Origin of the sequence: Leclercia sp. UBA5076 (genome assembly GCF_002416465.1) — a bacterium.
GTDB lineage: Bacteria > Pseudomonadota > Gammaproteobacteria > Enterobacterales > Enterobacteriaceae > Enterobacter.
The window spans coordinates 512,875-529,638 of sequence record NZ_DIAO01000004.1 but is presented as its reverse complement, the minus strand read 5'-3'; the positions used below and the strand labels follow the sequence as shown (position 1 = coordinate 529,638).

General features: G+C 58.9%; 11 protein-coding genes. 9 read left to right on the top strand and 2 right to left on the bottom strand.

Annotated elements, in window-relative coordinates; all coding sequences use genetic code 11:
- Positions 1–244 (top strand): ArsC/Spx/MgsR family protein (locus B3X29_RS06135; protein ID WP_290512973.1); only part of this gene is annotated, 244 nt, incomplete at its 5' end.
- Between the two features lie 227 nt (positions 245–471).
- Here B3X29_RS06135 and B3X29_RS06130 read toward each other — a convergent pair.
- On the bottom strand, positions 472–927 hold the full coding sequence (locus tag B3X29_RS06130) for a hypothetical protein (RefSeq protein ID WP_103178609.1): 456 nt from the start codon (positions 925–927) through the stop codon (positions 472–474).
- Between the two features lie 599 nt (positions 928–1,526).
- Between B3X29_RS06130 and B3X29_RS06125 the strand changes: the two genes are divergently transcribed.
- The 8 genes from B3X29_RS06125 (at position 1,527) to B3X29_RS06090 (ending at position 13,728) form a co-directional block, all read left to right on the top strand.
- Positions 1,527–2,216 carry a hypothetical protein gene (locus B3X29_RS06125; protein ID WP_156654062.1) on the top strand — a complete coding sequence of 230 codons (690 nt, stop codon included), beginning with the start codon at positions 1,527–1,529 and terminating at the stop codon, positions 2,214–2,216.
- 213 nt (positions 2,217–2,429) lie between these two features.
- Positions 2,430–2,909: an Hcp family type VI secretion system effector gene (locus tag B3X29_RS06120; protein WP_103178611.1), complete on the top strand. Its 480-nt coding sequence runs from the start codon at positions 2,430–2,432 to the stop codon at positions 2,907–2,909.
- 157 nt (positions 2,910–3,066) lie between these two features.
- Complete coding sequence (hydN, locus tag B3X29_RS06115; protein ID WP_103178612.1) at positions 3,067–3,612, top strand: electron transport protein HydN; 546 nt, start codon at positions 3,067–3,069, stop codon at positions 3,610–3,612.
- A gap of 37 nt (positions 3,613–3,649) precedes the next feature.
- The gene (fdhF, locus tag B3X29_RS06110; protein WP_156654064.1) at positions 3,650–5,800 is read left to right on the top strand and encodes a formate dehydrogenase subunit alpha; all 2,151 of its coding nucleotides are present in this window, start codon (positions 3,650–3,652) and stop codon (positions 5,798–5,800) included.
- The gene (gene hypF, locus B3X29_RS06105) at positions 5,801–8,023 is read left to right on the top strand and encodes a carbamoyltransferase HypF (protein WP_159339317.1); all 2,223 of its coding nucleotides are present in this window, start codon (positions 5,801–5,803) and stop codon (positions 8,021–8,023) included.
- Between the two features lie 20 nt (positions 8,024–8,043).
- Positions 8,044–9,057, top strand: a complete 1,014-nt coding sequence (locus tag B3X29_RS06100) for a HoxN/HupN/NixA family nickel/cobalt transporter (RefSeq protein WP_409201135.1) — start codon at positions 8,044–8,046, stop codon at positions 9,055–9,057.
- Positions 9,058–9,207: 150 nt separating this feature from the next.
- Positions 9,208–11,355, top strand: a complete 2,148-nt coding sequence (gene fdhF, locus B3X29_RS06095) for a formate dehydrogenase subunit alpha (protein ID WP_159339316.1) — start codon at positions 9,208–9,210, stop codon at positions 11,353–11,355.
- Between the two features lie 1,911 nt (positions 11,356–13,266).
- Positions 13,267–13,728: a hypothetical protein gene (locus B3X29_RS06090; RefSeq protein ID WP_159339315.1), complete on the top strand. Its 462-nt coding sequence runs from the start codon at positions 13,267–13,269 to the stop codon at positions 13,726–13,728.
- Positions 13,729–14,285: 557 nt separating this feature from the next.
- On the opposite strand, the gene B3X29_RS06085 is transcribed toward B3X29_RS06090, so the two are convergent.
- A complete protein-coding gene (locus B3X29_RS06085) occupies positions 14,286–16,526 on the bottom strand; it encodes a TonB-dependent siderophore receptor (RefSeq protein ID WP_159339314.1) in 2,241 nt (746 codons plus the stop codon).
- Positions 16,527–16,764 lie beyond the last annotated feature (238 nt).

Below are 16,764 nucleotides of genomic sequence, written 5' to 3'. Positions count from 1 at the left end.
GAATGTTGAGCCTTATGAACACTTGGGTCTTGATGAAGAGAAATTTAGTGATGAGCAGTTGATTGATTTCATGCTTCAACATCCGATCCTGATTAATCGGCCGATTGTCGTTACGCCGCTTGGCACTCGTCTTTGCCGCCCTTCAGAAATAGTGCTGGATATTCTACCGGAAGGCCAGAAAGGAGCGTTTATCAAAGAGGATGGCGAGACGGTCATTGACAAAACGGGGAAGCGGGTTAATTAATCTACCCACTTCAAAATATCGGACGCCTGTTTACGCTATGCGGGCGTCCGCTTTTCGCTCTTAGCAGACATTCATTGTTTCTCATATGCAACCGCCTATGTTGCTAGCTTATAAAATCGACCATCACAAACCCCAACACCAACCTCACCCTCAAACACATTCAGGGGCCTGTCACAGCCCCTTATAAAACCTGAAATCAGATCTCATTCACCGACTATCACTTGAACTCAATGCACCGTTATATACGGCTCCTTCACAAACTCATTAAGCAGCCAGACCAGATCGTGCAGCAGCCCCGCCAGTTCTTTCTCGACACTTGCGGGCAACGTTCCACCCAGAATTGCCTGCACCAAAGCCAGCGCATAATCCACCTGGGGCGCGGTTTCCTGCCAGCAGTCCGGCATACAGGAGGTAAGTGTTTCCCCCTGGATCAGCTGTGCTATTAGGTGCGGTGGGAGTGCAGCATCACAGCGTTCACGCAGCTGTTGCAGGGCGCGCAGCAGACCTTCATAGAGCGCAGTGCGGGATGCACTGTCATCCGTTTCGATCAATACGCTCACCAGTGCGGCGCAGCGATCGGCGACCTCAAAGAGATCCGCAGCAGCAGAAAGCGGCATAGTCAGGGAAGGGGGAATAACCTGTTCGTCAGATTGCGGATAAGTCAGGGTTGGGATAGTAGTCATAACGACATCCTCTACATGCTATTTAAATTAGCCACCCTATGAGTTCCTACGCTCGAGGGAGGCAGCGCTGACGGAGGTAGGAATACCGCGCACATAGAAAACGGCCAGCCTTTCGGCTGCTCCGCCAGCGCCACCGTGATTGTAACGGGATAAACGCTGCCACGACATAGTGAATGTCGATACATGCTAACGGGTTCCTACGCCCGGTTGCGGATGTGCCGCAACGCAACCACTTTACGAGCCCGATAACAGGAATAAAAGCGTTAACCATGAATTACATAAGGTTACTTCAGAGGTTGCGAGGCGCCTTCCAGAAAACCATGCCGGGGGCGCTACGCTTGCCCGGTCTACGATACGAATGCAGTTGCTTCTCATGAAAATGGTATTTCCCGCCCCTTCAACACCTACAGCGAAAACATCAAAACTGACGTCGTTACTTATGTCGATGACAGCTCCTATAAATGCCATAACTATTACCCAGAACGTTTAAAAGTTCTTATATGAACTTATTAGATGCAAAATGTAGTTTGCTTATTTACTCATTAAATTTTACCTCTTATACTCGCTGGGTTGACTTAAGCTAAATTGCCAGGGCGGCTATGAATTATAACAATGACGTTATTAGCTATTTACAAGCAAACAATATTCTTGCGTTAAAGCTCGATCGTGCACTAACAGGCGTTAGAGAAGTGGTTTCAAGGCAGATAGAAACTATAGGCGCCGGTGCTAAACGAGCCCTTTATTACACATCCTGTTTTACTGATGATTATCAGGATGTATGTAGAAACCAAAAGAGTGAAGATATTCGTTTTAAAAATGGCGTTGTTCACCTCTTTCAGAATAATAATATTGCTTATGAAATGCTTCGTATTTATTTTGAGCAGATATTTCAGTACAAAACGTCAGAACAGTTAGAGAACATCAAGAATAAGTTAATGGCGGCAAATGTTTATATAGCTGCAAGTTCTTTTACCAACGCAGGGTTCGCGTTAGCGGTCGCTTACTGCGTCGCTATTGGAATGAACCTGAGGCTTGAAATGAGTGCTTTGGTCGGCCGCAAGGCCGGAGGGGTTGTTGCCGTTGCGGGTATATATGGAGTTATTCAGAGAGCGGCTGACAGTGCGCAACGTCTGAAATATGTCTCTCCAGCCTATTACGCAGCGTTGTACTCACGGGAGCTTGAAATGATGTATTTCCTGGTAGAACCATTATTTGAACGAGCCGGAGCATTCTCTCATTCAACATCGGATAGCGACATAGCCGAGCTCATCACTAAGATGATTAGATAATGATGAATATTATATACAGGATATTCAGGCGGATGTTTAGGTCTTTACTTGCCGACTATGGCCCGTCCATTTTAACAATATTGTTCGCATTGGTGCTGATACATTTTTTTCCAAACGGTCCTTTATGGCCTATACCTGTGTTTTTTTTAGTTGTTCTGATTTTCATTAAGTGGTAAAGCTCAATTTAAATTTTTGAAATAATAAGGACGTTATATGTCTACACCCGCCCATTTATGGCTTGAAGATGAAAATGGCTCTCCAGTTGTAGGTGGCTGTATTATGCCGCTACGGTTAGGCTCAATTGAGCTTAAGTCGTTCTCCCACGGTGTCACCATTCCGGTGGATCCGAATCTGGGAAAGCTTACCGGGACGCGTGTCCATCGCCCCGTCACTATAGTAAAAGAGTTCGACCGGACCACGCCTCTTCTTTATCGGGCAGTATGTGAAGGAAGAACGATGAAGAAAGCCACAATTAAGATGTACAGAATCGTTGATTCAGGTATTGAGGCTGAATATTTTAATATCATTCTGGAGAATGTGAAATTTACAACTGTTGCACCCTATCTGGCTCCGAATGGAATGAGTAGTACTCATCTTGAAACGCTGGAGTTACGTTACGAGGCGATCACTTGGAAATATACAGATGGGAATATTATCTACCGTGACTCATGGAATGATCGATGCTGTGCATGAGCGAGTTCATCATTCTAAGTAAAAGTGCAATTCTGTCATCGTCACTTCTGACGATGACATCAACATCCCACACTAAACCCCTTTAAATTCAACATCATAATTTCTGGCGCGATTTATGCATACCCCATCCCGCTTATTACCTAGCCGGAGTTAAAGGATGAATCGCTTTATCATTGCCGATGCCAGCAAATGCATCGGCTGTCGTACCTGTGAAGTGGCCTGCGTGGTGTCCCACCACGACACCCAGGACTGCGCCTCGCTAACCCCGCAGAACTTCCTGCCGCGTATTCACGTCATCAAAGGCGTCAACGTCTCCACCGCCACTATGTGCCGCCAGTGCGAAGATGCCCCCTGCGCCACCGTCTGCCCGAATGGGGCGATCGCTCGCGATAACGATTTTGTTCACGTCCACCAGGAGCGCTGCATCGGCTGCAAAACCTGCGTGGTCGCCTGCCCATACGGCGCGATGGAAGTGGTCCTGCGTCCGGTTGTGCGCAGCATCGGTAGCGGGCTGAACGTGATGTCGGAGAAGGCCGAAGCCAATAAGTGCGACCTCTGCTACCACCAGCCGGACGGTCCGGCCTGCGTGCAGGCCTGTCCGACCAACGCCATTGTCTGCATCGACAGGCAAAAACTTGAGCAGCTGAGCCAGGAGAAACGCCGTCGGGCGGCGCTGGACACTGTCTCTTCCATGATGCTGTAAGCATTTTCTCTTTTCACTTTTAGCAGGTCTGTTACTGATGAAAAAAATCACCAGCGTTTGCCCTTACTGCGGTGCGGGCTGCAAATTAAAACTCGTCGTTGAGAACAATAAGATCGTCCGCGCCGAAGCGGCAGAGGGGGTGACCAACCAGAACCAGCTGTGCCTGAAGGGCTATTACGGCTGGGACTTTCTCAACGACACCCGCATCCTGACGCCGCGCCTCACGCAGCCGATGATCCGCTACCAGAAGGGCGGCAAGTTTGTGCCGGTCTCCTGGGAGGAGGCCATACGCTATACCGCGAAGCGGCTGGGGGAGATCAAGGCGAAGTATGGCCCGCGGGCCATCATGACCACCGGCTCGTCCCGCGGGACGGGGAACGAAACCAACTACGTGATGCAGAAGTTTGCCCGCGGGGTGCTCAACACCAACAACGTCGACTGCTGCGCCCGGGTGTGTCACGGCCCGAGCGTGGCCGGGCTGCAGGAGACGCTCGGCAACGGGGCGATGAGCAACTCCATCAGCGATATCGAGCACTCAAAATGTCTGCTGATCTTCGGCTACAACTGCGCCGACTCGCACCCGATCGTCGCCCGGCGGGTGATTAAGGCGAAACAGCACGGCGCGAAGGTGATCGTCTGCGATCCGCGCAAAATCGAAACCGCGCGCATCGCCGACCGCCATCTGCAGATCAACAACGGCTGCAATATGGCGCTGGTGAACGCCTTCATTTATACGCTGCTGGAAGAGAACCTCTACAACAGCGACTACGTGGCGCGCTACACCGACGGGCTGGAGAGGCTGCGCGAGACGGTGCGCGAGTACGCCCCGGAAAACGTCGAGGGCATTACCGGCGTCAGCGCCCGGCAGATCCGGGATGCGATGCGCATCTACGCCGCCGCGCCGTCCGCCACCGTGATGTGGGGGATGGGCGTCACCCAGTTCGGGCAGGCGGTGGACGTGGTGAAAGGGCTCTCGACGCTGGCGCTGCTCACCGGCAACCTCGGGCGCGAACACTGCGGCGTCGGCCCGGTGCGCGGTCAGAACAACGTCCAGGGGGCCTGCGACATGGGTGTCATACCCAACCAGTTCCCCGGCTATCAGGATGTGACCGACCCGCAGGTGCGGGAGAAGTTCGCCCGGGCGTGGGGCGTTGATCCTGCGCGGATGGATGACCAGGTGGGGGTGCGCATCACCGAGGTGCCGCACCTCGCCCTGGAGGGTAAGGTCAAAGCGTACTACATCATGGGGGAAGATCCGCTCCAGACCGAGGCGGACCTGGGCCTGGTGCGCAAAGGCTTTGCGGCCCTCGATTTTGTGGTGGTGCAGGACATCTTCATGACCAAAACCGCCGAGGCGGCGGACGTGCTGCTGCCCGCCACCTCCTGGGGCGAGCATGGCGGGGTCTTTACCTGCGCCGACCGCGGCTTCCAGCGCTTTGAAAAAGCCGTTGAGCCAAAAGGCAACGTCAAGCGCGACTGGGAGATCATCAGCCTGATCGCCACAGAGATGGGCTATCCGATGCACTATCGCGACAACCAGCAGATCTGGGACGAGATGCGCGAGCTCTGCCCGCTCTTCTACGGCGTCACCTGGGAAAAAATGGGCGAGATGGGGCACGTCCAGTGGCCTTGCCCGACCCTCGATCATCCCGGCACGCCGTGGCTCTATGCGGATAACCGCTTCGACACCCCGAACGGCAAAGGCCAGCTTTTTGCCGCCCCGTGGCGCAAGCCGGCGGAAGTGCCAGACGATGAATACCCGCTGGTGCTCTGCACCGTGCGCGAGGTGGGGCACTACTCCTGCCGCTCCATGACCGGCAACTGCGCCGCGCTGCAGGCCCTGGCGGACGAGCCGGGCTTTGTGCAGATGAACCCGCAGGATGCGGCAAAACTGGGCGTTCAGGATCGCCAGCTGGTGTGGGTCAGCTCCCGCCGCGGGAAGGTGATCAGCCGGGCGGACGTCAACGAGCGCATCAACCAGGGGGCGGTGTACATGACCTATCAGTGGTGGATCGGGGCCTGTAACGAGCTGACCCAGGACAATCTCGACCCGGTCTCGAAAACGCCGGAAACCAAATACTGCGCCGTCAAAATCGACGCCATCGCCGATCAGCCCTGGGCGGAACGCTACGCCCAGACCACCTATCGCGACATGAAAACCCGCCTGCGTGAGGCGGTGGAGAGTTAAATGAGTACAAACGGCACGCGGGTGCGCATTCGCGGCAAAGTCCAGGGCGTCGGGTTCCGCCCCTGGGTCTGGCAGGTGGCCCAGCAGCTGGGGCTCAGGGGCGACGTCTGCAACGACGGGGCAGGGGTAGAGGTGCGTCTCGTCGGTGGGGCGCAGGCCTTTATCCGCCAGCTTGCCGTCGGCTGCCCGCCGCTGGCGCGTATCGACGATATCCAGGAGCAGCCCTGGCGCTGGGCGCAGACCCCGATGGATTTTACCATTCGTGCCAGCGCCCACAGCCAGATGACCACCCAGGTGGTGCCGGATGCCGCCACCTGTCCGGCCTGTCTGGCGGAGATGAACGACCCGCGCGAGCGCCGCTACCGCTACCCGTTTATCAACTGCACCCACTGCGGGCCGCGCTTCACCATTATCCGGGCGATGCCCTACGATCGCCCGGCCACCACCATGGCGGGGTTTGCGCTCTGTCCGGCCTGCGAGGCGGAGTACCGCAACCCGGCGGACCGGCGCTTTCACGCCCAGCCGGTGGCCTGTCCGGACTGCGGGCCGCAGGTCAGCTGGGTGTGCGGCGAGGCGCGTGAGGAGCGGGAAGCCGCCCTTAAGGCCGCCGTATTGATGCTGAAACAGGGCGGGATCGTGGCGGTAAAAGGGCTGGGGGGGTTCCATCTGGCCTGTGATGCGCAAAACGTTGCGGCGGTAAACCGGCTGCGGGAACGTAAACGCCGCCCGACCAAGCCGCTGGCGGTGATGATCCCCGCGCGCCTGGCCGCGTGGCTGCCTGACGACGTGCAGGCGCTGCTGCGCTCCCCGGCCGCGCCGGTGGTGCTGGTGGCAAAACACACTCTGTTCTGCGAGGCCATCGCCCCCGGGCTTAATGAGGTGGGGGTGATGCTGGCCGCCAATCCGCTCCAGCACCTGCTGATGCAGGATCTCGATCGCCCCCTGGTGATGACCTCCGGCAACCTGAACGGCTGCCCGCCTGCGCTCACCAACGCGCAGGCGCTGCGCGATCTCGCCGGGATCGCCGACGGCTGGCTGCTGCATAACCGCGATATCGTCCAGCGTATGGACGACTCGGTGATGCGCGCCAGCGGGGAAATGCTGCGCCGCGCCAGAGGCTTTGTGCCGGATGCGCTGCCCCTGCCGCCCGGTTTTGAAAAGGCGCCGTCGCTGCTCTGCCTGGGGGCGGATCGTAAAAATACCTTCTGCCTGGTGCGCGGCGGCCAGGCGGTGCTGAGCCAGCATCTGGGGGATCTGCATGATGACGATGCCGAACGTCAGTGGCAGCAGGCCCTGACCACCATTCAGGACATCTGGCAGTTTATCCCTGAGCGGGTGGTGACCGACGCCCATCCCGGCTACCGCGCCACGCAGCTCGGCCAGCAGATGCCCTATCCGCAGCATCAGGTGCTGCATCATCACGCCCACGCCGCGGCCTGCATGGCGGAACACGGCTGGCCGCGGGACGGCGGGGATCTCATCGCCCTGGTGCTGGACGGTATCGGCCAGGGGGAAAACGGCGCGCTGTGGGGTGGGGAGTGCCTGCGGGTGAACTACCGCACCTGCGAAAAGCTGGGTGGGCTACCGGCGGTGGCGCTGCCCGGCGGCGATCTGGCGGCGCGCCAGCCCTGGCGCAACCTGCTGGCCCAGTGGCAGGCGTTTGTCCCCGAGTGGCGGACGCTGCCGGAGGCCGCCCGCCTTCTGAACAAACCCTGGCAGCCGCTGGCCCGGGCGATTGAACGCGGGGTGAATGCGCCGCTGGCCTCCTCCGCCGGGCGGCTGTTTGACGCCGTGGCTGCGGCGCTCAACTGCGCCCCGGAACAGATCAGCTACGAAGGGGAGGCCGCCTGTCGGCTGGAAGCCCTGGCCCTGAGCGCCGCGCCGCAGTGCCACCCGGTCACGATGCCGGTGCGCGACGGCGAGCTGGATATGGTCACCTTCTGGCGCCAGTGGCTCGGCTGGCAGGCGCCGGACAACGCCCGGGCGTGGGCCTTTCACGACGCGCTGGCCCAAGGGCTGGCGACCCTTGCGGGCGAACATGCCCGGCGGCGGGCGCTTTCCACCGTTGTCTGCAGCGGCGGGGTGCTGCACAACCGCCTGCTGCGCGAACGTCTGCAGTTCTGGCTGAGCGATTTTACCGTGCTGTTTCCCGGGCGGCTTCCCGCCGGTGACGGGGCGGTGGCTTTTGGGCAGGCAGTGATTGCCGCCGCGACTTTTCTTTGAATCTGGATCTGACTATGTACATGAAATATTTCAATAACCATCCCAAAGCCCTGGCGCTGATGCTGGCGTTAATCGCAACCAATATTCTCGCCTGGGGTCTGGCGTTCTACCTCTTTCACGCCACGCCGTCGCTGCTGGCGGCCAGCCTGCTGGCCTGGTGCTATGGCCTGCGTCACGCGGTGGATGCCGACCACATTGCCGCCATCGATAACGTCACCCGCAAGATGATGCAGCAGGGCAAGCGTCCCTGCGGCGTGGGGGCCTGGTTCTCGCTGGGGCATTCGACGATTGTGGTGCTGGCCTCCATTGCCATCGCCGCCACCGCCACGGCGTTCAGCCGCAATATGGCATGGTTCCACGAAACCGGCGGCACCATCGGCACGGCGGTCTCCGCCTTCTTCCTGCTGGCGATGGCGCTGGTGAACCTGGTTATTCTGCGCGACGTCTGGGGCAGCTTTAACAAAATGAAGCGCGGCGAAAGCGTGCCGGAAACGGTGTCGTTTGCCCGCGGCGGGGTGATGAACTGGCTGTTCCGCTCGGCGTTTCGCCTGGTCACCCGCAGCTGGCACATGTATCTGGTGGGCTTCCTGTTTGGCCTTGGGTTTGATACCGCCACCGAGATCGGGGTGCTGGGGATCTCCGCGGCGGGTGCCTCCAGCGGCATGTCGGTATGGGCGATCATGGTCTTCCCGCTGCTGTTTACCAGCGGCATGGCGCTCATCGACACCCTCGATAACCTGATTATGGTGGGCGCATACGGCTGGGCCTTCAACAAGCCGCAGCGCAAGCTCTACTACAACATGACCATCACCGGCACCTCGGTGGTGGTGGCGCTGTTTATCGGCGGGCTGGAAGCGCTGGGCCTGCTGGCAGATAAGCTGGGCCTGGAAGGTGGCCTGTGGAACGGCGTCGCGGCGCTGAACGATAACCTCGGTAACGCCGGGTTTATCGTGGTCGGGCTGTTTGTCGCCTGCTGGGTTATCTCGTTAATCAACTACCGCTTTAAAGGCTACGACGCCCTGGTTGTACGCTAACGTCATCGCTGTCCGTTCGTCACGACACTTTTGACGAACGGACCCCTTCCCGCCATTTATCCCTCTTATTTTCAATAAGTTAATTTTAGTTTTCAGGCTGGCATAGTTAATGCATACCGCTGGGGACATATTACCAACGGAGTAACACCGATGAAGAAAGTCGTCACGGTTTGCCCCTATTGCGCATCGGGTTGCAAAATCAACCTGGTGGTCAATAACGGCAAAGTCGTCAAGGCTGAAGCAGCACAGGGTAAAACCAACCAGGGCGATCTCTGCCTGAAGGGGTATTACGGCTGGGATTTTATCAACGACACCAAAATTCTCACCCCGCGCCTGAAGTCGCCAATGATCCGTCGCGAGCGCGGCGGCAAGCTGGAAGCCGTCTCCTGGGACGAAGCGCTGGACTACGTTGCCAGCAAGCTCAGCGCCATTAAGGCTGCGCACGGCCCGGACGCGATCATGACTACCGGTTCATCCCGCGGTACCGGGAATGAAACCAACTACATTATGCAAAAATTTGCCCGCGCGGCAGTCGGCACCAACAACGTCGACTGCTGCGCGCGCGTCTGACACGGCCCATCGGTTGCAGGTCTGCACCAGTCGGTCGGTAACGGCGCAATGAGCAACTCCATTGTCGGCATTGAAAAAGCGGACATGGTCTTTATTTTTGGCTACAACCCGGCGGATTCGCACCCTATCGTGGCGAACCGCGTGATCAAGGCCAAACGCAACGGGGCGAAGATTATCGTCTGCGATCCGCGCAAAATCGAAACCGCGCGCATCGCCGATATGCACCTGGCCCTGAAAAACGGCTCCAACATCGCGCTGCTCAACGCGATGGGGCATGTGATTATTGAAGAAGAACTCTACGACCGCGCCTTTGTGGCGGCGCGTACCGAGGGCTTCGAGGAGTATCGCAAGATCGTCGAAGGCTATACGCCGGAATCGGTCGAGGCGATCACCGGGGTCAGCGCGGCGGAGATCCGCCAGGCGGCGCGGATGTACGCGGCGGCTGAAAACGCGGCAATCCTCTGGGGCATGGGCGTGACCCAGTTCTACCAGGGCGTGGAAACCGTGCGGTCGCTCACCAGCCTGGCGCTGCTGACCGGCAACCTCGGCAAACCGTACGCAGGGGTGAACCCGGTGCGCGGGCAGAACAACGTGCAGGGCGCGTGTGATATGGGTGCGCTGCCGGATACCTATCCGGGCTATCAGTACATCAATAACCCGGAAAACCGGGCCAAGTTTGCCAAAGCCTGGGGCGTGGATTCACTGCCGGCCCATACCGGGTATCGCATCAGCGAACTACCTCACCGGGTGGCCCATGGGGAAGTGCGCGCGGCGTACATCATGGGGGAAGATCCGCTCCAGACCGACGCCGAGCTCTCTGCGGTGCGTAAGGCGTTTGAGGGGCTGGAACTGGTCATTGTGCAGGATATCTTTATGACCAAGACCGCCGCTGCCGCGGATGTGATTCTGCCGTCCACCTCCTGGGGGGAGCACGAAGGGGTCTACACCGCCGCCGACCGCGGTTTCCAGCGCTTCTTTAAAGCGGTTGAGCCGAAGTGGGACCTGAAAACGGACTGGCAGATCATCAGCGAAATTGCCACGCGGATGGGCTACCCGATGCACTACAACAACACCCAGGAGATCTGGGATGAGCTGCGTCATCTGTGTCCGGATTTCTATGGCGCCACCTACGAGAAGATGGGCGAGCTGGGCTATATCCAGTGGCCGTGCCGGGACGAGTCCGAGGCCGATCAGGGGACCGATTACCTGTTCGAGAAGGAATTCTCCACCCCGAACGGGCTGGGGCAGCTCTATACCTGCGACTGGGTCGCGCCGATCGACAAGCTGACGAAGGAGTATCCGCTGGTGCTCTCAACCGTGCGTGAAGTGGGGCACTACTCGTGCCGCTCGATGACCGGGAACTGTGCGGCGCTGGCGGCGCTGGCCGATGAACCGGGCTATGCGCAGATCAACACGGCGGACGCCGCGCGTCTGGGCATCGAGGATGAAGCGCTGGTGTGGGTGATGTCGCGTAAAGGGAAGGTCATCACCCGCGCGCAGGTGAGCGATCGTCCGAACAAAGGGGCGGTCTATATGACCTACCAGTGGTGGATTGGGGCTTGTAATGAGCTGGTGACGGAGAACCTGAGCCCGATTACCAAAACGCCGGAGTATAAGTATTGCGCCGTGCGTGTGGAGCCGATTGCTGACCAGCAGGCTGCGGAACAGTATGTGATTGATGAGTATCATAAGCTGAAGAAGCACTTGCGGGAACTGGCGGTAGGGTGAGGGGGCTGTTGTAGGCCCGTGCAAGCGTAGCGCCGCCGGGCGTGGGCAGGGGTGCCTGGGTGGTGGAACATGTGGCGGTGGAGGGGGTTCCGTTCACCTTGCGTTCGCTGCTTCTCTGTAAACCGCGTCACCCGTGAACGTGCCAGGGGGGCTCGCCGCCTCCCCCCTGGCAACCCCGGCTCCCGGCAACGAAAATCGCCGCGTTGCGGTGCCCTCAGCTTATTCCCTCCGGCTTTCGGGTCGGGGGCGATCCTACATCCCTGTAGGTCGCCCCCTCTCGGCGCATCCCTGCGCCTCGCCCCGGCCTGCGGTCAACGCTTCGGCGATTTTCAGCCGGACACGGGCATCGCTGTGCGTCATTTATTCTTTTTACGATTCTTCAGTGCTGTGATTTTGCTGGTGCAGGTTTTGTGTTTTGTAGGCCCGTGCAAGCGTAGCGCCGCCGGGCGGGGCAGGGGTGCCTGGGTGGTGGAACATGTGGCGGTGGAGGGGGTTTCGTTCACCATACGTTCCTTGCTTCTCTGTAAACCGCCTCACCCGTGAACGTGCCAGGGGGGGCTCGCCGCCTCCCCCCTGGCAACCCCGGCTCCCGGCAACGAAAATCGCCGCTTCGCGGTGCCCTCAGCTTATTCCCTCCGGCTATCGGGTCGGGGGCGATCCTACATCCCTGTAGGTCGCCCCCTCTCGGCGCATCCCTGCGCCTCGCCCCGGCCTGCGGTCAACGCTTCGGCGATTTTCAGCCGGACACGGGCGTCGCTGTGAGTCATTTATTCTTTTTACGATTCTTCAGTGCTGTGATTTTGCTGGTGCAGGTTTTGTGTTTTGTAGGCCCGTGCAAGCGTAGCGCCGCCGGGCGTGGGCAGGGGTGCCTGGGTGGTGGAACATGTGGCGGTGGAGGGGGTTTCGTTCACCATACGTTCCTTGCTTCTCTGTAAACCACGTCACCCGTGAACGTGCCAGGGGGGGCTCGCCGCCTCCCCCCTGGCAACCCCGGCTCCCGGCAACGAAAATCGCCGCTTCGCGGTGCCCTCAGCTTATTCCCTCCGGCTATCGGGTCGGGGGCGATCCTACATCCCTGTAGGTCGCCCCCTCTCGGCGCGTCCCTGCGCCTCGCCCCGGCCTGCGGGAAACGCTTCGGCGATTTTCAGCCGGACACGGGCGTCGCTGTGAGTCATTTATTCTTTTTACGATTCTTCAGTGCTGTGATTTTGCTGGTGCAGGTTTTGTGTTTTGTAGGCCCGTGCAAGCGTAGCGCCGCCGGGCGGGGCAGGGGGGCCTGGGTGGTGGAACTTGTGGCGGTGGAGGGGGTTCCGTTCACCATACGTTCCTTGCTTCTCTGTAAACCGCGTCACCGGTGAACGTGCCAGGGGGGCTCGCCGCCTCCCCCCTGGCAACCCCGGCTCCCGGCAACGAAAATCGCCGCTTCGCGGTGCCCTCAGCTTATTCCCTTCGGCTTTCGGGTCGGGGGCGATCCTACATCCCTGTAGGTCGCCCCCTCTCGGCGCATCCCTGCGCCTCGCCCCGGCCTGCGGTCAACGCTTCGGCGATTTTCAGCCGGACACGGGCATCGCTGTAAGTCTCTTATTCTTATTGATTTTCATTGTTGCTTTGATTTTTTGCGAGGCGGCTTCTGAGAATGGTTTTTGCTGGTTGTCGCTTTAATACCCTCGCGATATCTTCCTGTTGCGCCTGCAAAATCAGGCGTCGGGATTGGAACCCTGACTGACTTTATCGATGACATAAGAGGCCTTATGTCGTACGCTCTGCTGCACTTCAATGGTGGGCTGGCGGGGGCATCGTAAGATGCGCCGGTATCCGATAAAGCCGGTAGTTCCAACCTCGCTCAGTCCACCGCCATGAGATTGGAACCTCTGACGGTGGGTTTAAAACACTTTATCGGAGGCTGCCACTATGGCTACAACCCCAACCCAGACTCACCCATTATTTACCGTACCGTTCTCGCACAACACGGATTTCACCGTGCTGGCGAATCACTGTGAGCGTTTTGCTTATACCCTGCTGGAAACCGACGAACCCGCTGAAAAGCTGGCGCTGTGCGCCCGTCTTTGTGCCTGTCTCGCGCTGTTGCAACCCATGCTCAACGAGCCCATCCCGGCGCACCTGGTGGAACATTTCACCCTTAGCGATCTGCCTTCCCGTCTGCCCGCATTCGAGCCGGAAAGCGATCAGCTGGGCATCTATTGCCAGACCGTCACGCAGCTTTTAATCAGCAATATCCTGCCGCCGGAGATGGCGCGCGTGATGGAGGGGCTGCTGTATGACCTGGTGAGCTTTTACGCCGACACGCTCAACGCCCCACGCTGGCTGCAAACGCCGGATGGGCGGGTGGCGTTTGATGCGTTGATCGATTGAGTTTGTAGGCCGGGCAAATGCAGTGCCGCCCGGCACAACAATGCCGGGTGGCGGCTTCGCCTTACCCGGCCTACAAAACTGCAAACGCCGGATGGGCGGGTGGCGTTTGATGCGTTGATCGATTTAGTTTGTAGGCCGGGCAAACGCAGTGCCGCCCGGCGCAACAATGCCGGGTGGCGGCTTCGCCTTACCCGGCCTACAAAACCAAAAAAATAAAAACCAGCGATGAAGAAATTAAAAAAAACAACGGGCTTACAGCGGCTCCCTGGTCCGGCTGAAAATCGCCGAAGCGTTGACCGCAGGCCGGGGCGAGGCGCAGGGACGCGCCGAGAGGGGGCGACCTACAGGGATGTAGGATCGCCCCCGACCCGATAGCCGGAGGGAATAAGCTGAGGGCACCGCGAAGCGGCGATTTTCTTGCCGGGAGCCGGGATTGTTAAGGGGGCGGCGATAGCCCCCTTAACACGTTCACGGGTGACGAGGTCAACAAAGAAGCAGCGAACGCAAGGTGAACGGAACCACCTCCATTGCCGCATGTCCCCCCAACCGACAAACCATCAGAACCGCGTATTCACACTCATAAACCAGGTCCGCCCCGGCTCATTATAGGTATACGCCCCCGCACCATACATATACGCCCCTGTCGTCGCATTCCCCGTCGTCTGGGCATTCCCCGCACGCCACTGGCGTTTATCAAAGACGTTATCCACGCCCCCGGTGAGACTCACATATTTGGTCACATCCCAGGTCGCGCTCAGGCCGACGATGCTGTACGGGCTCACTTCGTCCAGCTCAGATCCGGTCGCCGGCTGGCCTTTATAGTTGTACTTCTTCGGCTGCTGCTTGCCGTACCAGGTGAAGGTCGACTGCAACGACACATCCTGCTGCACCTGCCAGCTCAGGGTGGAGTTCAGCGTGTACTCCGGGATGATCGACAGACGATCGCCGGTCTCCTTGTTCTTGCTTTGCAGCATATAGGTAATGTTGTTGGTCCAGTTGATGGCGTCGCTGACCGGCACGTTCAGGGTGCCTTCCAGCCCTTCAACTACCGCCTTCGGCACGTTTTCCCACTGATAAATATCGGTGCGGGTTCTCCCGGCAGAGGTCTGGCCGATCGGCGCATAGCCCGCTTCAATCTTGTCGCGGTAGTCGTTGCGGAACCAGGTCACGCCCGCCAGCCAGCCGTCGCGTTTCCACTCCAGGCCAATCTCTTTGTTGATGCTGGTTTCCGCTTTCAGATCTTCGTTACCCAGCATGTAGCAGCCCACGCCGTCGGCACTGGCATAGCAGCCCTGGCCCTTGCTGTAGAGCAGGTAGTTCGGGTTGGTCTGGTAGAGGCTTGGCGCTTTATAGGCGCGGGCGATGCCCATCTTCAGGGTGAAATCATCCCCCAGCCCCTGGGAGAGGTTCAGGGACGGGCTCCAGTTGTTGCCGACAATGGAGTGATGGTCGAAGCGCAGCGCCGGGGTCAGCATGGTGGTGTCGGTCAGCTCCATGTTGTTTTCAGCGAACAGGGAGAAGATTTCCGCGTCGGAGTAGGGACTGCGATTATCGCTCATTCCCGCAATGGCGCCGCCCTGCAGGGCCTGGCCGTTGGAGGACATATCCTTCATCCGCTGCTGATCCCACTCGGCGCCCAGGGTCAGGTTCTGGTTGACGATAAAGTCGATCGGCAGGTTGATCTCACTGTGCAGCATCACGTCGGAGAGGTCGGTGTCGGTGAACTTATCGCTGTTGAACAGCCCCTCCAGACCGCCCGCCAGCCCCTCGCCGAGACGGGAGTTGCGGGTGTGCTCGTACTGCGCCCAGTTATTGGTGGTGATGCCATTATCCCAGCCGCCGGTCCAGGTCAGGGCGAAGTTCTGGCGATAGATCCGGTTGGACTCTTTGCCATAATTTTTCTTCACCAGCCCGTTGCTGCTGTTGTCGTTGTTGGTGTTCTGGGTATCCCCGGCATAGAGGTTGTTCTGGCGGCTATAGCCCGCTTCGAACTGCAGGGCCTGCATCGGGGCAAACTCCCAGCGCAGCACGCCGTTCACGTCTTTATTCTCCACGCCTTCACGTCCGGCGGGCAGCGTGTCGGCATAGGCGCCGGTACGTTCAGACTGATGGCCCTGGTTGATATCCCAGGCGTCGGCCTGGGTTTTATCCAGGTTGCCATACAGACGGAAGCTGAACGCGTCGCTCAGCGGGCCGCTCAGGCTAAAGTTGGTGCGTTTGGTGGAGCCTTCTTCGTTGTGCTCAGGGGCATTCAGGTAGGTGTTCCAGGAGCCATGCCACTCGTTGCTGACCTTTTTGGTGATGATGTTCACCACGCCGCCCGCCGCGCCGTTACCGTAACGCGCCGCCGCCGGGCCTCGGATCACTTCGATACGCTCGATCATCTCTGGCGGCACCCAGCCGGTGTCGCCGCGGGTGTCACGCTCGCCGCGCCAGCCCAGACGGATGGAGTTGCGGCTGGTCACCGGCTTACCGTCAATCAGGATCAGGGTGTTTTCCGGGCCCATGCCGCGGATATCAATCTGGCGGTTGTTGCCGCGCTGGCCGCTGGTGGAGTTACCGGTCAGGTTAACGCCCGGCATGGTGCGGATGATCTCCGACACATCGCGCGCCGACGGGTTTTTACGGATCTCATCCGCGGTAATGGTGGAGACGCCCGGCGCCTGCAGGTTCTGCTCGGCGGCGGTAATCACCATGGTATCTTCGTGCCCGGCGGTTTCGGCTGCCATCGCAGGCAGTGCCACACCGTAAATTCCCAGATTGACCAGTAAGGTCAGCGAGTGAAGCTTATTATTCATTGTATGTCCTGCTTTTCGATGCCGCATGCCTCATGGCTCCGTCCCGAATGGGTGAGGCGGCGGAAGGAGATCGCCCGCAGTCTGCGAAAACCCCTCGATCCTGAGTCAGTACGCAGCGCAGAGCATGGTTATTAACTGTTCGCGCTTCCCACAGCGCGCCCATACGCTATTGCAAATGCAAATAGTTATCAATAATATTATCGATATTGTTTATCTTTAATCAACAATTCAGAACAAA